This is a genomic window from Micromonospora sp. NPDC051141, from assembly GCF_044455765.1.
Lineage (GTDB): Bacteria > Actinomycetota > Actinomycetes > Mycobacteriales > Micromonosporaceae > Micromonospora.
Genome location: NZ_JBITFD010000001.1, coordinates 307,435 through 331,155, shown reverse-complemented (window position 1 = coordinate 331,155; position 23,721 = coordinate 307,435). Strand labels below are relative to the sequence as shown.

Genomic DNA, 23,721 nt, shown 5'->3' with positions numbered 1-23,721 from the left:
TACTCCGTACGTGGGCGTCAGGACTCGGAGCCGTCGAGGGCCAGCCGGATCAGGGTGTCGGTGTCGAGGTCGTCGAGGTCGACCTCCGCGGCGTCCGGCTCGGGCGGCGGGCCGTCGCCGTCGGCGAGGCCGAGCAGCAGCTCCAACAGCCCGGCCTCGCGGATGCGGGCGAGCGGGACGGTGGCCAACGCCTCGCGTACCGCGGTCTCGGCCGGGTCCGCCGTCGGCGTGGTCGACGCGTCGGGCAGCAGCGTGGCGCGCAGGTGGTCGGCGAGCGCGGTCGGGTCGGGGTGGTCGAAGACCAGCGTGGTGGGCAGCGACAGGCCGGTGGCCCGGTTGAGCCGGTTCCGCAGCTCGACCGCGGTCAGCGAGTCGAAGCCGAGGTCCTTGAACGCCCGCCGGGGCTTGACCCGCTCCGGGCCGCCGTGGCCGAGCACGGCTGCCGCCTCGGCGCGGACCAGCTCGACGAGCCGCCGGTCCCGGTCCTCGGCGGACAGGTCGCGGAGCTGGTCGCGCAGCGCCGCGCCACCGTCGGCGGGGACCTCCGCGGCGGCGCGGATCGCCTGCCGGGCCTCGGGCAGGTCGGCCAGGAACGGCCGGGGGCGGCTCGACGCGTACGCGGGGGCGAACGTCGCCCAGTCCACGTCGACCACGGTGAGGGTGGCGTCGCCGCGCCCGACCGCGACGCGCATGGCGTGCACCGCGTCGGCCGGAGCCATCGCCCGCAGGCCGCGTCGGGCCAGTTCCCGCTGCGCGTCGTCGGTGGCCATGCCGCCGTCGGCCCACGGTCCCCAGGCCACCGAGGTGGCGGCGAGGCCGCGGGCGTGCCGCCGGGCGGCCAGCGCGTCGAGGTGGGCGTTGCCGGCCGCGTAGCCGGCCTGCCCGCCACTGCCCCACACCCCGGCGATGGACGCGAACAACACGAACGCGTCGAGCGGCCGGTCGCCGAGCAGCTCGTCGAGGTGCACCGCGCCGGCGGTCTTGCCGGTCAGCACCCCGGCCAGCCGGTCCGGGTCGGTGTCGAGCAGCGGTGCCACGTCGTTGAGCCCGGCGGCGTGCACGACGGCGGTCAGCGGCGCCGGGTCGGCGTCGAGTCGGGTCAGCAGCGCGGCGACCGCGTCCCGGTCGGCCACGTCGCAGGCGGCGATCGTGACGCGTACGCCGGTCGCGGTCAGCTCGTCGCGCAGCTCGGCCGCGCCGGGGGCGGCGTCGCCGCGCCGGCTGGTGAGCACCAGGTGCTCCGCGCCGGCGCCGGCCGCCCAGCGGGCGACGTGCGCGCCGAGCGCGCCGGTGCCGCCGGTGACCAGCACCGTGCCGCGGGGCTGCCACCGGTCGGCGGCGGCCGGCGTGGCCGGGGTGGCGCGGACCAGGCGGCGCGCGTAGAGGCCGCCGCCGCGCAGCGCGACCTGGTCCTCGTCGCCGTCGCTGGTGAGCGCGGCGGCGAGCCGGGCCGGGTCGGTGTCGCCGGCGGGCAGGTCGAGCAGGTTGACGCGCAGCCGGGGCAGTTCCAGCCCGGCGACCCGGGCCAGGCCCCACAGGCCGCCCTGGGCGACGCCGTGCACCGGGTCGCCGCCGTCGGTGGCGACCGCGTCCCGGGTGAGGCACCACAGCGGCGGCGTGTCGCCGGTGTCGTGCAGCGCCTGGATCAGCAGCAGTGTGGCGGCGGTGCCGGCGGGCAGCGCCGGATGGTCCGGGTGCGGCGCGTCGTGCAGGCCGAGCAGCGAGACCACGCCGTCGACCGGCCCGTCCGCGAGCGCCTTGCCGAGCGCGGCGGCGAGGTCGATCCGGGTGGTGGTGGCCGGGTCGACGCTGACCGGGCGCAGCTCCGCGCCGGCCAGCGCGGCGGCGACGTCGGCGGTGGCGGGTTCGCCGGCCGGGGCGACGACCAGCCAGGCGCCGCCGGTGGCGGGCCGCTCGTCGGGGTCGAGCCGCTTCCAGGTGACCTGGTACGCCCACCGGTCGGCCGGCGTACGCCGGGTGCGGGCCCGCCGCCACGTGGTGAGCGCGGGCAGCGCCGGGGCGAGCGTGTCGAGGGCGTCGTCGGCGAGGTGACCGGCGAGCGCGGTGAGGTCGCCGCTCTCCACGGCGGCCCAGAACTCGGCGTCGGAGGCGTCGGTGCGGGTCGGCGTGTCCGGCCAGAACCGCTCGTGCTGGAACGCGTAGGTGGGCAGGTCGACGCGGGTCGCGCCGGTGCCGGCGAACCACGGCGTCCAGTCGACCTGGACGCCGTGCACGTGCAGCTCCGCCAGGCCGGCCAGCAACGCGCCCGCCTCGTCCCGGTCCCGGCGCTGCACGGCGGTGGCGACCACCGTGTCGTCGTCCGGCAGGATCTCCGCGGTCAGCGCGGTGAGCACGCTCTGCGGACCGATCTCCAGGAACGTGTCCGCCCCGGCCGCCCGCAGTGCGGTCACCCCGTCGGCGTACCGGACCGCCTCGCGTACGTGCCGCACCCAGTAGTCGGCAGTGGTGATCTCGTCCCCGGCCACCGCACCGGTCACGTTCGACACGACCGGCAGGGCCGGGGCGGCGAACGTCAGCCCGTCCAGGACGGCCCGGAACTCGGCCAGCATCGGCTCCATCAGCGGGCTGTGGAACGCGTGCGACACCGTCAACCGGCGCACCCGCACACCCCGATCCCGCCAGGCGCGCTCGATCTCGTCAAGCGCGTCGACCGGCCCGGACAGCACGGTTGACGACGGCCCGTTCACCGCCGCGATCCCCACGTCCGCGCGGTCCACGACCGATGCGGCCACCTCGGACTCCGGCGCGGCGACCGCCAGCATCCCACCACCGGCCGGCAACGCCTGCATCAACCGACCCCGCGCCGCGACCAGCGCACACGCGTCCGGCAGCGACAACACACCCGCCACGTACGCGGCGGTCACCTCACCGATCGAGTGCCCACCCACGAAGTCCGGGATCACCCCGAACGACTCCACCAGCCGGAACAACGCCACCTCGACCGCGAACAACCCGGCCTGCGTGAACTGCGTCTGGTCCACCAGATCGCCGTCACCGAACAGCACCGGCTTCAACGGCTGCGGCAGCAACGGGTCCAGGTGCGCGCACACCTCGTCCAGCGCGGACGCGAACACACCGAACGCCTCGGACAACTCCCGACCCATGCCGGCACGCTGCGCACCCTGCCCGGAGAACAGCACCGCCACTCGCCCACGCGGGCCGGCCGGGCCGGTGGTCACCGCGCCGGAGGACGTGCCACCGGCCAGCGCGCGCAGCGCGGCCAGCAGGTCGTCCCGGTCGGTGACGCCGAGTACGGCCCGCTGCTCCAGCGTCGGCCGGGTGGTGAGCGCCGACCATCCGACATCGACCGGGTGGAGCGTCTCGTCGCCGGCGAGCCAGCGCGCCCAGCGGTCGGCCTGCGCGGCGAGCGCCGCGTCGGTACGCGCCGACAGCAGCACCGGCACCGGCCCACCGGTCGACTCACCGGAGCCCGCCGGCTCGACGACGTCAGTGGCCTGTTCCAGGATGACGTGCGCGTTGGTGCCGGAGATCCCGAACGACGACACCGCCGCCCGACGCGGCCGGTCCACCACCGGCCACGGCATCGCCTCGGTCGCCAGGCTCACCGCCCCGGCCGTCCAGTCGATGTGCGGCGACGGCTCGTCCACGTGCAGCGTCGGCGGCATGATCCCGTGCCGCATGGCGAGGACCATCTTGATGATCCCGGCGACCCCGGCCGCCGCCTGGGTGTGGCCCAGGTTCGACTTCACCGACCCGAGCAGCAGCGGCGTCTCCCGGTCCTGCCCGTACGTGGCCAGCAACGCCTGCGCCTCGATCGGATCACCCAACGTGGTGCCGGTGCCGTGCGCCTCCACCGCGTCCACGTCGGCGGTGCTCAGTCGCGCGTTCGCCAGGGCCTGGCGGATCACCCGCTGCTGCGACGGACCATTCGGCGCGGTCAACCCGTTCGACGCGCCGTCCTGGTTCACCGCCGTGCCCCGCACCACCGCGAGGACCCGGTGGCCGCGACGGCGGGCGTCGCTGAGCCGCTCGACGAGCAGCATGCCGACGCCCTCGCCCCAGCTCGTGCCGTCGGCGCCGGCGGCGAACGACTTGCACCGCCCGTCCGGGGCCAGCCCACGCTGGCGGGAGAAGCCGACGAACGCGCTGGGCGTGGCCATCACGGTCACGCCGCCCGCGAGGGCCAGGTCGCATTCCCCGGCCCGCAGCGCCTGCGCGGCCAGGTGCAGCGCGACAAGCGACGACGAACACGCGGTGTCCACCGTGACGGCCGGCCCTTCCAGCCCGAAGACGTACGCGACGCGGCCGGAGGCGACACTGCCGGCGGTGCCGTTGACCAGGTAGCCCTCCAGTTCGGCGGAGGCGTCGAGCCGGCCGGCGTAGTCGTGGTGGATCAGTCCGGCGAAGACACCGGTGGTCGTGGTGCGGTCGTGCGGGTCGAGGCCGGCGGACTCGAACGCCTCCCACGAGGTTTCCAGCAGCAGCCGCTGCTGCGGGTCCATGGCGAGGGCCTCGCGCGGGCTGATGCCGAAGAACGCCGGGTCGAAGTCGGCCGCGTCGGCGAGGAACCCGCCGTACCGGGTGGTGGAGGTGCCGGCGCGGTCGGCGTCCGGGTCGTAGAGCGCGTCAAGGTCCCAGCCCCGGTCGGCGGGGAATGCGGCGATCCCGTCGCCGCCGGTGGAGACCAGGTCCCACAGTTGGTCCGGGTTGGTGACGCCGCCGGGGAGCCGGCAGGCCATGCCGATGATGGCGATGGGGTCGTCGTCCTCGGCGGCGGTGGCCCGGGTCGCGGCGGCGACGGCGGCCGGCCGGTGGCCGAGTCGCTCGTGCAGGTGTTCGGCGAGGCGTTCCGGGGTGGGGTGGTCGAAGACCAGCGTGGCGGGCAGCCGCAGCCCGGTCGCCGACGCGAGCCGGTTACGCAGCTCCACCGAGGTCAGCGAGTCGAACCCGAGGTCCTTGAACGCCCGCGTGCCGGGCACCGCCTGCGCCGACGGGTGCCCGAGCACCGCCGCCGCCTGCGCCCGGACCAACTCGACGAGCACCGCGGTCGCCTCGTCCGGGGCCAGGCCGGCGAGCCGCTCGGCCCAGCCGGTGGTGTTCGTGTCCGCGGTGCGGGCCTGCCGGCGTACGCCGGTGGGGGCCAGCAGCCGCAGCAGCGGCGGGAGCTGCGTCCGGTCGCCGGTGACGCGCAGCCGGGCGGCGACCACCGCGGGCAGCGGTTGCGCGGCGGCGGCGTCGAGCAGGGCCGCTCCCTCAGCGGCGCTGAGCCCGGTCATGCCGATCCGCCCGAGTCGCTGCCGGTCACCGGCGTCGAGCCGCCCGGCCATGCCGCCGGTGGCCCACGCGCCCCAGCCGATGCTGGTGGCGGGCAGTCCGGTCGCGTGGCGGTGGGTGGCGAGCGCGTCGAGGAACGCGTTCGCGGCGGCGTAGTTGCCCTGCCCGGGTGAGCCGAGCGTGGCGGCGATGGACGAAAACAGCACGAACTCGGCCAGGTCGTGACCGGCGGTGGCCCGGTGCAGCGCCCAGGCGGCGTCCACCTTGGGCCGCAGCACCCGGTCGACGGCGTCGGCAGCCAGCGACGCGATCGTCGCGTCGGCGATGGCGCCCGCGCAGTGGTACACGGCGGTCAGGTCCACACCGGCCAGCAGCGCGGCGACCTGGGTGTCGTCCGCCACGTCGACGGTGGCGGCCCGGACGGTCGCGCCGGCCGTCTCCAGCTCGTCGACGAGGGCGGCGTAGGTCGGGTCGTCGCCCGGCACGCGGCGGGCCGCGAGGAGCAGGTTGCGGGACCGGCCGGAAGCGACGAGGTGCCGGGCGACGATGCCCGCGAGCGCGCCGGACGCGCCGGTCACCAACGTGACCCGGTCCGGGTCGACCGACGCCGGCACGGTGAGCACCACCTTGCCGACGTGCCGGGCCTGACTGAGGTGCCGCAACGCGGTCCGCGCCTGCCGCACGTCCCAGGTCCGGACCGGCAGGGGCCGCAACGCGCCGCTGGTGAAGAGCGCGAGCAGTTCGCCCAGCATCTGGCCGATGCGCTCGCCACCGGCCTCGTTCAGGTCGAACGACCGGTACGCGACGCCCGGGTGTTCCCGCACCACCACCGCCGGGTCCCGCAGGTCCGTCTTGCCCATCTCCACGAACCGGCCGCCGCGCGGCAGCAACCGCAACGACGCGTCCACGAACTCCCCCGCCAGGGCGTCCAGCACCACGTCCACACCGGCGCCACCACTGGCGGCCAGGAACGACCGCTCGAACTCCGTGGTCCGCGACGACGCGATCCGCTCCGCCGCCACCCCCAAACCCCGCAACGTGCCCCACTTCGCAGGACTCGCCGTGGCGTACACCGTCGCACCCAGATGCCGGGCGATCTGGATCGCCGCCATCCCCACCCCACCCGTCCCCGAGTGGATCAACACCGACTCACCGGAACGCAGGTCCGCCAGATCCCGCAACGCGTACCACGCGGTCAGGAACACCACCGGCACCGACGCCGCCTCGACGAACGACCACCCATCCGGCACCCGCGCGATCCGATCCCCCCGCGCCACCACCACCGGACCGAAACCCGGCTCGAACAACCCGAACACCCGATCACCCACGGCCAACCCGGACACCCCCGGACCGACCTCCACCACCACGCCCGCGCCCTCACTACCCATCACCGCCGACGCGTCCGGATACATCCCCAACGCGATCAACACGTCCCGGAAGTTCACCCCGGCCGCCCGCACCGCCACCCGCACCTCACCGGCCGCGAGCGGGGCCGGCGTGGCCGGGACGATCTCGACGCCGTCGAGCGTGCCGGGCCGGGCGGCGGCGACGTGCCAGGCACCCGCCGCCGGCGGCGCCAACTCCGCACCCGCCGGTCGCGTCAACCGGGGTACGCACACCCGGTCGCCGCGCAACGCGAGCTGACCGCCCACGGTGGCGGGGTCGGCCACCACGGCGGCCAGCACGCCGAACGCGTGTCGGTCGAGGGCGGCGTCGGCGTCCACGAGCACGATCCGGTCCGGGTGTTCGGACTGCGCCGAGCGCAGCAGTCCCCACACCGCCGCGGCGGCCGGGTCGACGGCCCGGTCGTCGCCGGTGGTCACCGCGTTCCGGGTCACCACCACCAGCCGCGAGTCGGCGAGCACGTCGGCGGCCAGCCACGCCTGCACGGCCGCCAGCACCGCCGCCGTCAGCGACCGCACCCGGGCCGGCACGTCCCCGTGGACGCCCGCCCGATCGACCGCACCGTCCATGCCCGCCACGCCGTCGGCCACCGCATCGACCACGCCGCTGCCCGCCGTGCCGGTCAGGGCGTCGGCGGTGCGCGCCGGGAGACCGACCGGCAGCAGGATCGCGTCGGGGGTGGGCGTGCCGGCCTCGACGGCTGCCACCAGCGCCGCGACGTCCGGGAACGCCGGCACCGCCCCGGTCGGGTCGATCCAGCCGGCGGTCGGGGATCCGGTGTTCGGCCGGCCGGCGCCGCGCCGGGTCGTCTTCCGGCCCCGGGCCGGGCGGTCCGCGTCGGTGTCGTCCGGCCGGGCCGGGGCGAGCGCCGCCCAGGTCGGGTCCGCCTCGGCCGGCGGGATCTCCTCGACCGGCCAGGTCACCGCGTACAGCGAGCGGGAGCCCGCGCCGGGGGCCGGAGCGCCGGCCAGTTCGCGCAGCACCAGCGAGTCGACCGACACCACCGGCGCGCCGGTCTCGTCGACCGCCACCACGCGCACCCCGGCACCGGCGCGGGTCAGCCGGACGCGCAGCAGCCGGGCGCCGGCGGCGTGCACCTGGACGCCCTCGAACGCGAACGGCACGCGCGGCCCGGTCGTCCCGGTTCCGCCCGGCAGCAGGCCGATCGGGTGCAGGGCGGCGTCCAGCAGCGCCGGGTGCACCGCGAACCCGGCCACCGTGGTGTCCGGGAGCGCCACCTCGGCGTACACCTCGTCGCGGCCGGTCCAGGCCCGGCGCAGGCCCTGGAACGTCGGCCCGTAGGTCAGGCCGTGGCCGACGAGCGTCTCGTACCAGCCGGTCAGGTCCGTCTCGGTGACGCCGGGCGGCGGCCAGGCGGCGAGGTCGGGCTCGGCAGCGGCGGCCGGCTCCAGCACCGCCTCGGCGTGCCGGGTCCACTCCGCGTCCGGGTCGTCGTCCGGCTGGGCGTACACGGCGGCGTCCCGGCCGCCGGTGTCGTCGGCGGCGCCGACCCGCACCTGCACCCGGACCCCGCCGGTGGCGGGCAGCACCAGCGGCGCGGTAACGGTGAGGTCGCGTACCCGGGGCGTGCCGACCTCGTCGCCGGCGCGCACCACCAGCTCCACCAGCGCGGTGCCGGGCAGCAGCACCGCGCCGGCCACGACGTGCTCGGCCAGCCAGGGCTGCGCGCACACCGCGAGCCGGCCGGTCAGCACCGTCTCGTCCGCGCCGGCCAGCCGCACCGCGGCGCCGAGCAGCGGGTGGCCGGGCGCGGCCAGCCCGGCGCCGGTCAGGTCACCGGCCCGCCAGCCGGTGGCGTCGGGCCAGAAGCGCCGCCGCTGGAACGGGTACGTGGGCAGGTCGAGCGGCGCCCCGCCGCCGGTCAGCGGCGTCCAGTCCACCGGCACGCCACCGGCGTACGCCTCGGCGAGCGCGGTGAGCAGCGCGGCCCCCTCGGTTCGCCCGGCGCGCAGCGTCGGCACCACCACCGGCGTCGCGTCGTCGCCGAGGCAGTCGCGGATCATGCCGGCGAGCACCCCGTCCGGCCCGACCTCCAGGTACGTGCCGACGTGGCGCTGCCGCAGGTCGGCGATGCCGTCGGCGAAGCGGACCGCGTCGCGGACGTGCCGCACCCAGTAGTCGGGATCGCGCAGCGCGTCCGGCTCGGCGACGCCGCCAGTCAGGTTCGACAGCACCGGCAGGCGCGGCGGGTCGAGGGTGAGCCCGTCGACGACGGCCCGGAACCCGTCAAGCATCGGCGTCATCAGCGGGCTGTGGAACGCGTGGCTGACGCGCAGCCGGCGGGTCCGCAACCCGCGCTCCCGCCAGGCGCGTTCGAGTTCGTCGAGGGCGTCGAGGGCGCCGGAGACGACCACTGCCGACGGGCCGTTGACGGCGGCGACGCCGACCCGGTCGGCGTACCCGGCGAGCGCGGCGGTCACCTCGTCCTCGGGCGCGGCGACCGCGAGCATGCCGCCGCCGTCGGGCAGCGCCTGCATGAGCCGGCCGCGAGCGGCGACCAGCGTGGCGGCGTCGGGCAGGGAGAGCACCCCGGCCACGTACGCGGCGGTGATCTCGCCGACGGAGTGCCCGCCGACCACGTCGGGGGTGATGCCGAACGACTCGACCAGGCGGAACAGCGCCACCTCGACGGCGAACAGCGCCGGCTGGGTGAACTCGGTGCGGTCCAGCAGCGCCGCTTCCGGCGCCCCTTCGGGCGCGAAGAGCACCGGGCGCAGCGGCTGCGGCAGCAACGGGTCGAGGTGCCGGCACACCTCGTCCAGCGCGGCGGCGAAGACCGGGAACGCCCGGTACGCCTCACGACCCATGCCGGGGCGTTGGGCGCCCTGACCGGAGAAGAGCACGGCGAGCCGGCCGGTGCCGGCGGTGCCGCGTACCACAGTGGACGACGGTTCGTCGGCGGCGACGGCGGCCAGGCCGGCGAGCAGGTCGGACCGGTCGCGGGGCAGCAGCACGGCCCGGTGTTCGAACGCGGACCGTCCGGTGGCGAGCGCGTGTGCCAGGTCGGTCAGCGGCACCGCCGGGTTCGTCTCGATCCAGGCGGCCAGCCGGTCGGCCTGGGCGCGCAGCGCGTCCGGGGTGCGGGCGGAGAGCACGCACGGGGTGCCGAGGTCGCCGGTGACGGCCGGTGGCGTGGTGGGGGCGGCTGCCGGTTCGGGGGCCTGTTCCAGGATGGCGTGCACGTTGGTGCCGGAGATGCCGAACGAGGAGACGGCGGCGCGGCGGGGCCGGTCGACGGCCGGCCAGGGCGTGGCCGCGGTGGCGAGCGTGACCGCGCCGGCGGTCCAGTCGACGTGCGGCGACAGCTCGTCGGCGTGCAGCGTCGGCGGCACCACGCCGTGCCGCATCGCCAGGACCATCTTGATGATGCCGGCGACGCCGGCGGCGGCCTGGGTGTGCCCGATGTTCGACTTGACGGAGCCGAGCAGCAGCGGCGTTTCCCGGTCCTGCCCGTACGTGGCGAGCAGCGCCTGCGCCTCGATCGGATCGCCGAGCGCGGTGCCGGTGCCGTGCGCCTCGACCACGTCCACGTCGGCCGGGGACAGCCGGGCGTTGGCCAGCGCCTGCCGGATGACCCGCTGCTGGGAGGGGCCGTTGGGGGCGGTGAGGCCGCTGCTGGCGCCGTCCTGGTTGACCGCGCTGCCGCGCAGCACGGCGAGGATCCGGCGGTTGTTGCGGCGGGCGTCGGAGAGGCGTTCCAGCAGCAGCATGCCGACGCCCTCGGCGAAGCCGGTGCCGTCGGCGTCGGCGCCGAACGCCTTGCACCGCCCGTCCGGGGACAGGCCGCGCTGGCGGGAGAACTCGGCGAGCATGCCGGGGCTGGACATGACCGTGACGCCGCCGGCCAGCGCCAGGCCGCACTCCTGCTGGCGCAGCGCCTGGGCGGCCAGGTGCAGCGCGACGAGCGACGACGAGCAGGCGGTGTCGACGGTGACCGCCGGGCCTTCCAGGCCGAGCAGGTAGGAGATGCGGCCGGAGGCGACGCTGCCGGCGCTGCCGTTGCCCACGTACCCGTCGAGTTCGTCGTCGGCGCCGACGGCGGTGCCGGCGTAGTCGTGGTAGATCAGGCCGACGTAGACGCCGGTGCTGCTGCCGCGCACGGTGGACGGGTCGACGCCGGCACGTTCCAGCGCCTCCCACGACGTCTCCAGCAGCAGCCGCTGCTGCGGGTCCATGGCGAGCGCCTCGCGCGGGTTGATGCCGAAGAACGCGGCGTCGAAGTCGGCGGCGTCGTACAGGAAGCCGCCGTGCCGGGGCGCGGGCCGGTCGTCGCCGTCGTTCAGCAGGCCGGCCAGGTCCCAGCCCCGGTCGGTGGGGAACGGCGCGATGACGTCCGCGCCGGCGGTGACCAGGTCCCACAGGTCCTCGGGGCTGCGGACCTCGCCGGGGAACCGGCAGGCCATGCCGACGACGGCGATCGGCTCGTCGACGGCGGTGGTCGCGGCGCCGGCCGGCGCGACGGCCGGCGCGGCCCGGCCGCCGATTTCCCGGTCGAGGTGCTCGGCGAGCACGACCGGGGTGGGGTGGTCGAACGCCACGGTGGCGGGCAGTCGCAGCCCGGTGGCGGCGGCGAGCCGGTTGCGCAGCTCCACCGAGGTCAGCGAGTCGAAGCCGAGTTCCTTGAACGGGCGTTGCGGGTCGACGCCGTCGGCGGACCGGTGGCCGAGCACCGCGGCGACGCTGCCGGCGACCAGGTCGAGGAGCTGGTTGTGCCGGGCGGTGGGGTGGAGCGCCGCGAGCCGGTCGGCCAGCGACAGCTCCCCTCCGGTACGCGCGGCGGCCCGCCGCCGGGCCGGTCGGATCAGGTCGCGCAGCAGCTCCGGCACGCGGGCCGGGTCGGGGCTGGTCGGGACGTTCAGGAGCACGGTGTGCGCGCCGCCGTGCCGCTGGGCGGCGTCGAGCAGCGCGAGCCCTTCGGCGTCGGTGAGCGGGGCGCTGCCGGCGCGGATGGCGCGGCGGTGCTCGCCGTCGTCGAGGTGGGCGGTCATGGTGCTGGTGGTGGCCCAGAGTCCCCAGGCGAGGCTGGCCGCCGGCAGTCCGTTCGCCCGGCGGTGGGTGGCGAGCGCGTCGAGGAACGCGTTCGCGGCGGCGTAGTTGCCCTGCCCGGGTGAGCCGAGCGTGGCGGCGATGGACGAGAACAGCACGAACGCGGTCAGGTCCCGGCCGGCGGTGGCCTCGTGCAGCGCCCAGGCGGCGTCCACCTTGGGCCGCAGCACCCGGTCGACGGCGTCGGCGTCCAGCGACGCGATCGTCGCGTCGGCGATGGCGCCGGCGCAGTGGTACACGGCGGTCAGGTCCACGCCGGCCACCAGCTCGGCGGCCCGACCGGGTTCGGTCAGGTCGACCGGGACGGCGCGGACCGTGGCCCCGGCGTCGGTCAGCGCGTCGACGAGCGCCGCGTACGCCGGGTCGTCGGCCGGGGACCGGCGGGCCGCGAGGAGCAGGTTGCGGGTCCGACCGGTGGCGACGAGGTGGCGGGCGACCAGGCCGGCGAGGGTGCCGGACGCGCCGGTGACGAGCGTGACGCGGTCCGGCTCGGCGGGCGCCGGCACGGTGAGCACGACCTTGCCGACGTGCCGGGCCTGGCTGAGGTGCCGCAGCGCGGTCCGCGCCTGCCGCACGTCCCAGGTCCGGACCGGCAGGGGCCGCAACGCGCCCGTCTCGAACAGGTCGAGCAGTTCGGTGAGCATCTGGCCGAGGCGTTCGCCGCCGGCCCCGTTGAGTTCGAACGCCCGGTACGTGACGCCGGGGTGCTGGGCGGCGACCTGGTCCGGGTCGCGGAGGTCGGTCTTGCCCATCTCCACGAACCGGCCGCCGCGCGGCAGCAACCGCAACGACGCGTCCACGAACTCCCCCGCCAGGGCGTCCAGCACCACGTCCACACCGGCGCCACCACTGGCGGCCAGGAACGACCGCTCGAACTCCGTGGTCCGCGACGACGCGATCCGCTCCGCCGCCACCCCCAAACCCCGCAACGTGCCCCACTTCGCAGGACTCGCCGTGGCGTACACCGTCGCACCCAGATGCCGGGCGATCTGGATCGCCGCCATCCCCACCCCACCCGTCCCCGAGTGGATCAACACCGACTCACCGGAACGCAGGTCCGCCAGATCCCGCAACGCGTACCACGCGGTCAGGAACACCACCGGCACCGACGCCGCCTCGACGAACGACCACCCATCCGGCACCCGCGCGATCCGATCCCCCCGCGCCACCACCACCGGACCGAAACCCGGCTCGAACAACCCGAACACCCGATCACCCACGGCCAACCCGGACACCCCCGGACCGACCTCCACCACCACGCCCGCGCCCTCACTACCCATCACCGCCGACGCGTCCGGATACATCCCCAACGCGATCAACACGTCCCGGAAGTTCACCCCGGCCGCCCGCACCGCCACCCGCACCTCACCGGCCGCGAGCGGCGGCGTGTCGGTCGGCCGCAGGGCGACGCCGTCGATGGTGCCGGGCTCGACGGCCGCCACGTGCCAGCGTTCGGTCGACGGGACGAGCCGGTCACCGGCCGGCCGAACCACGCGCGGGACGAGCACGTCGCTGTCGCGCAGCGCGACCTGTCCGCCGGCCGGCGCGGCGGCGAGCAGCGCCAGCACGTCGGCGTCGGGCGTCCGGTCGAGGTCGGCCAGCACGATCCGACCCGGGTGCTCGGACTGCGCGGACCGCAGCAGCCCCCACGCCGCCGCGCCGGCCAGGTCGGTGATCCGGTCGCCGTCCCGGGCCGCCACCGCGCCCCGGGTGGTCACCACCAGTCGCGAGTCGGCCAGGTCGTCGGCGGCCAGCCAGCTCCGCACCGCCGCCAGCACCGCCAGCGTCACCGACCGCACCCGGTCCGGCAGGTCCCCGCCGGCCGTGTCGGTCCGGCCGTCACCGGCCGCGCCCTCGGCGGCCTCTCCGCCGTCCCCGACCGGCAGCAGCACCGCCTCGGGGGCCGGCGCGCCGGCCGCGACGGTGGCCACCAGCGCGTCCATGTCGGGGTACGCCGCGCCGTCGACGCCGGTCAGCGTCGCCCAGGCCGTCGGCCGGTCCGCCGGCGTGACGTCCCGCTCCGTCCAGGTCACCTCGAGGACGGACCGGTCGGCGGCGGCCGGCACGACGGACGCGCCCAGTTCCTTGAGCACCAACTCGTCCACCGACACCACAGGCGCGCCGGTCTCGTCGGCGGCGACCAGCCGCACCGCGTCACCGGCGCGGGACAGCCGCACCCGCAGCACCGCCGCGCCGGCCGCGTGCACCTGCACGCCACCGAACGTGAACGGCACCCGCGGTCCGGGCGTCGCGTCGGCGCCGGGCAGCAGGCCGATCGCGTGCAGCGCGGCGTCGAGCAGCGCCGGGTGCACCTCGAACCGGCCGGCGCGGTCGGCCGGCCCGTCCGGCAGGGCGACCTCGGCGCAGACCGTGCCGTCGACGGTCCAGGCCCGGCGCAGGCCCCGGAACGCCGGCCCGTACGCCAGGCCGTGCCCGGCGAGCGTGTCGTACCAGCCGGTGAGGTCCACCTCGGCGGCGTCGGCGGGGGGCCAGGCGTCGAGCGTCGACTCGTCGGCGGTGGCCGGTTCCAGCACACCCTCGGCGTGCCGGGTCCACCCGTCGTCGGTGCTCCCGTCGGGTTGGGCGTGCACGGTCACCGGGCGGGTGCCGGCGTCGTCGGGCGCGCCGACGCGTACCTGCACCCGGACGCCGCCGGTGTCCGGCAGGGCCAGCGGGGCGACGAGCGTCAGGTCACGGACCCGGGCGGCGCCGACCTCGTCGCCGGCCCGGACCGCCAACTCGACGAGCGCGGTGCCGGGCAACAGCACGGTGCCGGCGACCGCGTGGTCGGCCAGCCACGGCTGCGCCGCGAGCGAGAGCCGTCCGGTCAGCACCACCTCGTCCGCGTCGGCCAGCCGAACCGCGGCGCCGAGCAGCGGGTGCCCGGCGGCGCCGAGACCGGCGCCGGTGACGTCGCCGCCGTGCGTGGTGCCCGGTTCGGGCCAGAACCGTTCCCGCTGGAACGCGTACGGAGGCAGGTCGACCCGGGTGGCTCCGGAGCCGGCGAAGACGGCCGCCCAGTCGACCGGTACGCCGGCGGTGTGCAGGCCGCCGAGCGCGGTGAGGAGCTGGCGGGGGCCGTGCTCGTCGCGGCGCAGCGAGCCGACGACGACGCCGGGCGTCCCGGCGGGCGTCCGGTCGAGCGCGTCCTGCACCACGACCTTGAGCACCGGGTGCGGGCTGATCTCGACGAACGCCCGGTGTCCGGTGTCGATCAGCGCGTCCACGACCGGCGCGAGGCGGACCGGTTCGCGCAGGTTGCGGAACCAGTAGTCGGCGTCCAGGTCGGTGGTGTCGATCGGCTCGCCGGTGACGGTGGAGTGGAACACCACCCGGCTCGGGCGCGGCGTGAGCGTGCCGAGCGCGGCGGCCAGGTCGTCGCGGACCGCGTCGACGTGCGCGCAGTGCGAGGCGTAGTCGACGGCGATCCGCCGGGCCCGCAGGTCACGGTCGGCGGCGACGGCGAGCAGCTCGTCGACGGCGTCGGCGTCGCCGGAGACGACGGTGACGGTGGCGCCGTTGAGCGCGGCGACGCCGAGCCGGTCGCCCCAGGGCGCGACGAGGTCGGCGGTGTCGGCGGCGGACAGCGGCACGGAGACCATCCCGCCGCGGCCGGAGAGGGCGAGCAGCGCCCGGCTGCGGGCCACCACGAGCCGCATCGCGTCGGGCAGGGTGAGCGCGCCGGCCACGCAGGCGGCGGCGATCTCGCCCTGCGAGTGGCCGATCACCGCGTCGGGGCGTACGCCGCAGGAGCGCCACACCTCCGCGAGGGACACCATCACGGCGAACAGCAGCGGCTGGACCACGTCGACCCGGTCCAGCGGCGGGGCGTCGGGTGCGCCGCGCAGCACGTCCTCGGGTGTCCAGTCGACGAGCCCGGCCAGCTCGGCGGCGCACTCGCGCATCCGGTCCCGGAAGGCCGGGGAGCTGTCGAGCAGGTCGAGCGCCATGCCGGGCCACTGGGAGCCCTGGCCGGGGAAGACGAAGACGACCTTCGGCGGACCGTCGGCGGGGGCGGTCGGCGGCGCGGCGGCGGTGAGCGCGGTGAGCGCGTCGTCCCGGCCGGCGGCGACGGTGACCTGCCGGTACGGGTGGTGGGCGCGGCCGGTGGCCAGCGACCAGCCGACGTCGGCGAGGTCCAGGTCGGGGTGGGCGTCGAGGTGGTCGCGCAGCCGGGTGGCCTGGGCGGGCAGCGCGCGGGCGCTGCGGGCGGACAGCAGCAGCGGCACGGCGTCGGCGGCGACCAGGCCGGGGCCGGCGGTGGGCGCGGGGCCGGGCGGCGGCGCGACGGGGGCCGCCTCGATGACGGCGTGCGCGTTGGTGCCGGAGATGCCGAACGAGGAGACGGCGGCGCGGCGGGGCCGGTCGACGGCCGGCCAGGGCGCGGCGTCCGTGACCAGGGTGACCGCGCCGGCGCTCCAGTCGATGTGCGACGAGGGCGCGTCCACGTGCAGCGTCGGCGGCACCACGCCGTGCCGCATCGCGAGGACCATCTTGATGATCCCGGCGACGCCGGCGGCGGCCTGGGTGTGGCCGATGTTCGACTTGATCGAGCCGAGCAGCAGCGGCGTCTCGCGGTCCTGCCCGTACGTGGCGAGCAGCGCCTGCGCCTCGATCGGGTCACCCAACGTGGTGCCGGTGCCGTGCGCCTCGACCACGTCCACGTCGGCCGGGGACAGCCGCGCGTTGGCCAGCGCGGCGCGGATGACGCGTTGCTGCGACGGGCCGTTCGGCGCGGTCAGGCCGTTTGACGCGCCGTCGGAGTTGACGGCGGTGCCGCGTACCACGGCGAGGACGTGGCGTCCGTCGCGGCGCGCGTCGGCGAGGCGCTGCACCAGCAGGATGCCGACGCCCTCACCCCAGCCGGTGCCGTCCGCGCCGGCGGCGAACGCCTTGCACCGGCCGTCCGGGGCCAGGCCGCCCTGCCGGGAGAACTCGGAGAACATGCCGGGCGTGGCCATCAGCGCCACACCGCCGGCGAGCGCCAGGTCGCACTCGCCGGAGCGCAGCGCCTGCGCGGCCAGGTGCAGGGCGACGAGCGACGACGAGCAGGCGGTGTCGACGGTGACGGCCGGCCCTTCCAGGCCGAACGTGTAGGCGAGCCGGCCGGAGGCGACGCTGCCGGCGGTGCCGGTGAGCAGGTGGCCTTCGAGCCCTTCGGCGCCGTCGGCGGCGTAGCCGGAGGAGGCGGCGCCGACGAAGACGCCGGTGGCGGTGCCGGCGCGGGTGGCCGGGTCGAGGCCGGCGGACTCGAACGCCTCCCACGCGGTTTCCAGCAGCAGCCGTTGCTGCGGGTCCATGGCCAGGGCCTCGCGCGGGCTGATGCCGAAGAACGCCGGGTCGAAGTCGCCGGCGTCGGCGAGGAAGCCGCCGTGGCGGGTGGTGGACGTGCCGGCCCGGTCGGCGTCCGGGTCGTAGAGCGCGTCGAGGTCCCAGCCCCGGTCGGCGGGGAACCCGCCGATCGCGTCCCCGCCGGCGGCGACCAGGTCCCAGAGCTGCTCGGGGGTGGCGATGCCGCCCGGGTAGCGGCAGGCCATGCCGATGATGGCGAGCGGTTCGTCGGCGCGGGCGGGCCCGGCGGCACGGGTGGCCGGCGCGGCGGGCGCGGCGGCGGCGAGCTGCCCACGCAGCAGGCCGGCGACGCGTTCCGGGGTGGGGTGGTCGAAGACCAGCGTGGCGGGCAGCCGCAGCCCGGTCGCCGACGCGAGCCGGTTACGCAGCTCCACCGAGGTCAGCGAGTCGAACCCGAGGTCCTTGAACGCCCGCGTGCCGGGCACCGCCTGCGCCGACGGGTGCCCGAGCACCGCCGCCGCCTGCGCCCGGACCAACTCGACGAGCACCGCGGTCGCCTCGTCCGGGGCCAGGCCGGCGAGCCGCTCGGCCCAGCCGTTCTCGCCGCCGCCGGTGGCCTGTGCGGCGGCGCGGCGGACGCCGGTGCGGGCCAGCCCGCGCAGGATCGCCGGGTAGCGGTCGGCGTCGCCGGTGAGCCGCAGCCGGGCCGCCGCGACGGCGGGCCGGGCGCGGCGGGTGGCGGCGTCGAGCAGCGCGGCGCCCTCGGTGGCGGTGAGCGGGGTCATGCCGAGGCGGCGCAGCCGACGCGCGTCGTCCCGGTCGAGGTGGGCGGTCATGGCGCTGCTGGTGGCCCACATGCCCCAGCCGATGCTGGTGGTGGGCAGTCCGGTCGCGTGGCGGTGGGTGGCGAGCGCGTCGAGGAACGCGTTCGCGGCGGCGTAGTTGCCCTGCCCGGGTGAGCCGAGCGTCGCGGCGAACGAGGAGAACAGCACGAACTCGGCCAGGTCGTGACCGGCGGTGGCCCGGTGCAGCGCCCAGGCGGCGTCCACCTTGGGCCGCAGCACCCGGTCGACGGCGTCGGCGTCCAGCGACGCGATCGTCGCGTCGGCGACCACACCCGCGCAGTGGTACACGGCGGTCAGGTCCACACCGGCCAGCAGCGCGGTCACCCGCGGCGGGTCGCCGAGGTCCACCGCGACGGCCCGGACGCTCGCACCGGCCCCGGTCAACTCGTCGACGAGCGCCGCGTACGCCGGGTCGTCGGCCGGCGCGCGGCGGGCCGCGAGGAGCAGGTTGCGGGACCGGCCGGAAGCGACGAGGTGCCGGGCGACGATGCCCGCGAGCGCGCCGGACGCGCCGGTCACCAGCGTGACCCGGTCCGGGTCGACCGACGCCGGCACGGTGAGCACCACCTTGCCGACGTGCCGGGCCTGACTGAGGTGCCGCAACGCGGTCCGCGCCTGCCGCACATCCCAGGCCCGCACCGGCAGCGGCGACAGCACACCGCGCTCGAACAGCGCCAGCAGCTCGGCCAGCATCTCCCCGATCCGCGCCCCACCCGCGTCGTTCAGGTCGAACGACCGGTAGCCGACGCCCGGATGTTCCCGTGCCACCACCGCCGGGTCCCGCAGGTCCGTCTTGCCCATCTCGACGAACCGGCCGCCGCGCGGCAGCAACCGCAGCGACGCGTCCACGAACTCACCGGCCAGCGCGTCCAGCACCACGTCCACACCGGCGCCACCGGACGCCGCCGCGAACGCCGGCTCGAAGTCGGTGGTCCGCGACGACGCGATCCGCTCGTCCGCGACACCCAGCCCTCGCAGGGTCCCCCACTTACCGGGGCTGGCCGTCGCGTACACCGTCGCGCCGAGGTGGTGGGCGATCTGGATCGCCGCCATGCCCACGCCGCCGGCACCGGAGTGGATCAGCACCGACTCACCGGACCGCAGGTCGGCCAGGTCCCGCAACGCGTACCAGGCGGTCAGGAACACCAGCGGCACGGACGCCGCCTCGGTGAACGTCCAGCCGGCCGGGATGCGGGCCACCCGCTCACGGGCGGCGAGGACCTCCGGCCCGAACCCGGGCTCGAACATGCCCAGCACCCGGTCGCCGGGGGTCAGGTCGGTGACGTCCGGGCCGACGGCCAGGACCACGCCGGCGCCCTCGCTGCCCATCCGGGCGGCCGGATCGGGGTACATGCCGAGCGCGATGAGCACGTCGCGGAAGTTCACGCCGGTGGCCCGCACCGCGATGCGGACCTGGCCGGGTCCCGGCTCGGCGACCGGCGCCGGCACCGGCGCGACGCCGTCCAGCGTGCCGGGCGCGACCGCCGCGAGATGCCACCGGCCGTCCGGCGGGTTCAGCTCGTCGTCGGCCGGGCGCGCCAACCGGGGTACGCGCACCGCGTCGCCGCGCAGCGCCACCTGACCGCCGGTCGCCGTCGGGTCGGCGACCACTCCGGCCAGCGCCGACAGCGCCTCGGCGTCGGGCTCCCGGTCCAGGTCGACAAGCACGATGCGGCCCGGGTGCTCGGACTGCGCCGAGCGCAGCAGCCCCCACACCGCCGCGCCGGCCAGGTCGGTGATCCGGTCGTCGTCGGTGGCCGTGACCGCGCCCCGGGTGAGCACCACCAGGCGCGAGTCGGCGAGCGCGTCGGCGGCCAGCCACTCCTGGAGCGTCGCCAGCACGGCGGTGGTCACGGACCGGACCCGGTCCGGCAGGCCGACGCCGGCACCGGTCGCGGCTGCCGTCGTGCCCCCGGCGTCGGCGGGCTGGTCGTCGGCCGGGCCCTCGGCGGACCCGTCGTCGGTGCGCCGGTCGCCGGCCGGACCGGCGGGCAGGCGCACCAGCACCGCCGCCGGGGCCGGGCCACCGGCCGCCACCGCGGCGACGAGCGCCGCCACGTCCGGATACTCCGCCACGTCACCGTTGTCGGACGTGGACGGGCCGGCCGGGTTCCCGTCGGTCGTCCGCAGCGCCGCCCACACCGGCGCGGTGGCCGGCGCGGTGACCGGCTCGACCGGCCAGGTCAGCGCGTACAGGGACCGGTCGGCGGCGGTGGCCGGCGCGGACCCGCCCAGCTCCCGCAGGGTGAGCGCGTCCACCGAGACCACCGGCGCGCCGGTGGCGTCCACCGCGACCAGCCGCACCGACGAGCCGGCGCGGGTCAGCCGCACCCGCAGCGCCCGGGCGCCGGCCGCGTGCACCTGCACGCCCTCGAACGCGAACGGGACCCGGGGACCGTCGCCGGAGCCGGCGTCGAGCAGGCTGATCGGGTGCAGCGCCGCGTCGAGCAGCGCCGGGTGCACGCCGAATCCGGTCGGGTCGGCCCCGTCGGGGAGCGTCACCTCGGCGTACGCCTCGTCCGGGCCGGAGAAGACCCGGCGGACGCCCCGGAACACCGGCCCGTACGCCAGGCCGTGCGCGGCGAACGCGTCGTACCAGTCGGTGACGTCCACCTCGGACGCCCCGGCGGGCGGCCACGCGCCGACCGTGGGTTCCCCGGCGGCGGCCGGTTCCAGCAGGCCCTCGGCGTGCCGCACCCACTCGGCGTCCGGGTCGTCGTCCGGCTGGGCGTGCACGGTCACCGGTCGGCCGCCGGTGTCGTCGGCGGCGCCGACCCGCACCTGCACCCGGACCGCGCCGGCGGCCGGCAGGGTGAGCGGGGTGGCCACGGTCAGCTCGCGGATCCGGCCGGCGTCGGCCTCGTCGCCGGCACGCACCACCAGCTCCAGCAGCGCGGTGCCGGGCACCACCACCGCGCCGGCGACCACGTGGTCGGCCAGCCACGGGTGGGTGGACACGGACAGCCGCCCGGTGAGCACCACCTCGTCGTCACCGGCGAGCCGGACGGCGGCGCCGAGCAGCGGGTGCCCGGCCACGCCGAGCCCGGCCCCGGACACGTCCCCGGCCTGCCAGGCCGGCGCGTCCGGCCAGAACCGCTCCCGCTGGAACGCGTACGTGGGCAGGTCGGCCGGGCGGGCGCCGGTGTCGGCGAACCAGGGCGTCCAGTCGACGGGCACGCCGTGCACGTGCAGTTCGGCGAGCGCCGCGAGCAGCGCCTCGGTCTCCGGCCGGTCGCGTCGCTGGGCGGCGACGGTGAGCACGTCGTCGGCGTCGGGCAGCGCCTCGGCGGTCAACGCGGTGAGCACGCTGCGCGGGCCGATCTCCAAGAAGGTGTCCGCGCCGGCGGCGTGCAGCGCGGCCACGCCGTCGGCGTACCGGACCGCCTCGCGGACGTGCCGCACCCAGTAGTCGGGGGTGCACAGGTCGTCGCCCTCGGCGAGCGCGCCGGTCAGGTTGGACACCACCGGCACGGTCGGGGCGGCGAAGTCCAGCCGGGCCAGCACCGCGCGGAACCGGTCCAGCATCGGCGTCATCAGCGGGCTGTGGAACGCGTGTGACACGGCGAGCCGCCGCACCCGGACGCCCTGCCCGGTCCAGCGGGCGGCCAGTTCGTCAAGCGCGTCGACCGCGCCGGAGACCACCACCGACGACGGGCCGTTGACCGCGGCGATCCCGACCCGGTCGGCGTGTCCGGCCAGGTCGGCGCGGACCTGCTCCTCGGTGGCGGCGACGGCGAGCATGCCGCCCCCGGTGGGCAGCGCCTGCATCAGCGCGCCCCGGGCCGCCACCAGCAGGCACGCGTCCCTCAGCGACAGCACCCCGGCCAGGTACGCGGCGGTGACCTCGCCGATCGAGTGGCCGGCCAGCAGGTCCGGGGTGACGCCGAACGACTCGACGAGGCGGAACAGCGCCACCTCGACCGCGAACAGACCGGCCTGGGTGAACGCGGTCTCGTCCAGCAGCGTCGCCTCGGGCGTGCCCTCGGCCGCGAACAGCACCTCTTTCAGCGGCCGGGGCAACGCCCGGTCCAGGTGCGCGCACACCGCGTCCAGTGCGGCGGCGAACACCGGGAACTGCGCGTACAGCTCGCGGCCCATGCCGGCGCGTTGCGCGCCCTGCCCGGAGAAGAGCACCGCGGTGGGGCCGCGGTCGGTCGCCTCGCCGGTGACAAGCGCGCCGGCCGGTTCACCGGCGGCCAGTGCCCGCAGCGCGGCCCGCAGGCCGTCCGGGTCGGCGGCGGCGAGCACGGCCCGCCGGTCCAGCGTGGTCCGGGTGGTGACCGACGCGTACGCGACGTCCACCGGCCGGGGCGCGGCGTCGGCATCCAGCCGGGCCGCCCAGCGGCCGGCCTGCGCGGCGAGCGCGGCCGGGTCGGCGGCGGAGAGCAGCACCGGCACGACCGGCCGGTCCACGGTGGCCGTCGGTTCGGGTGCCGGCTCGACCGCCGGGGCCTCCTCGATGACCAGGTGGGCGTTGGTGCCGCTCATGCCGAACGAGGAGACGGCGGCCCGGCGGACCCGCTCCGGGTCGGCCGGCCAGGGTCGGGCCTCGGTGAGCAGCGCGACCGCGCCGGCCGACCAGTCGACGTGCGGGGTGGGCTCGTCGGCGTGCAGCGTGGCGGGGAGCAGGCCGTGGCGCAGCGCCAGCACCATCTTCATCACGCCGGCGACGCCGGCGGCGGCCTGCGTGTGGCCGAGGTTCGATTTCAGCGAGCCGAGCCGCAGCGGCCGGTCGGCGGGCCGGTCCCGGCCGTACGTGGCAAGCAGCGCCTGCGCCTCGATCGGGTCGCCGAGCGTGGTGCCGGTGCCGTGCGCCTCGACCACGTCGACGTCGGCCGGGGCGAGTCCGGCGTTGTCCAGGGCCTCCCGGATGACGCGCTGCTGGGCGGGCCCGTTGGGGGCGGTGAGCCCGCTGCTGGCGCCGTCGGAGTTGACCGCGCTGCCGCGGATCACGGCCAGCACCGGGTGACCGAGCCGGCGGGCGTCGCTGAGCCGTTCGACGAGCACCAGGCCGGCGCCCTCGGCCCAGCCGGTGCCGTCGGCGGCGGCGGAGAACGCCTTGCACCGGCCGTCGGCGGCCAGGCCGCGCTGGCGGGAGAACTCGACGAAGCCGCCCGGGGTGGCCATCACGCTGGCGCCACCGGCGACCGCCAGGGTGCACTCGCCGTCGCGCAGCGCCTGCGCGGCCAGGTGCAGCGCGACGAGCGACGACGAGCAGGCGGTGTCGATGGTGACGGCCGGCCCTTCCAGGCCGAACGTGTAGGCGAGGCGGCCGGAGATGACGCTGGCGGCGGTGCCGGTCAGCACGTACCCCTCGACGCCGGCGGGCAGCCGGCGCAGCACGGACGCGTAGTCCTGCCCGGCGGTGCCCACGAACACGCCGGTGCGGCTGCCGCGCAGCGTGCCGGCGTCGATGCCGGCCCGTTCGAACACCTCCCAGGCGGTCTCCAGCAGCAGCCGCTGCTGCGGGTCCATGGCGAGCGCCTCGCGCGGGCTGATGCCGAACGGGGTGGGGTCGAAGTGCCCGGCGTCGGTGAGGAAGCCGCCCCGGTCGCTGTACGAGGTGCCCTGGTGGTCCGGGTCCGGGTCGTACAGGTCCGCCAGGTCCCAGCCGCGGTCGGTGGGGAACGGCCCGGTCGCGTCGGTGCCGGCGGCGACCAGGTCCCAGAGCTGTTCCGGGGTACTCACGCCGCCGGGGAACCGGCAGGCCATGGCCACCACGGCGATCGGCTCGGGTTCCTCCAGCTCCCGCAGGCGCCGGTGCGCCTGACGGAGCTCGGTGGTCACCCACTTGAGGTGTTCGAGAAGCTTCTCTTCGTCCGCCATGATCCACCCGCCCGCAGTTGCTGCCGATCGA

At 76.9% G+C, this 23,721-nt stretch carries 1 protein-coding gene; it reads right to left on the bottom strand.

Going from position 1 to position 23,721, the window contains the following annotated elements; all coding sequences use genetic code 11:
- Positions 1 to 17: 17 nt before the first annotated feature.
- Positions 18 to 23,690 (bottom strand): type I polyketide synthase, encoded by a 23,673-nt coding sequence (locus tag ACIA6B_RS01405; RefSeq protein ID WP_396769804.1) that lies wholly within the window; start codon positions 23,688 to 23,690, stop codon positions 18 to 20.
- Positions 23,691 to 23,721: the final 31 nt, after the last annotated feature.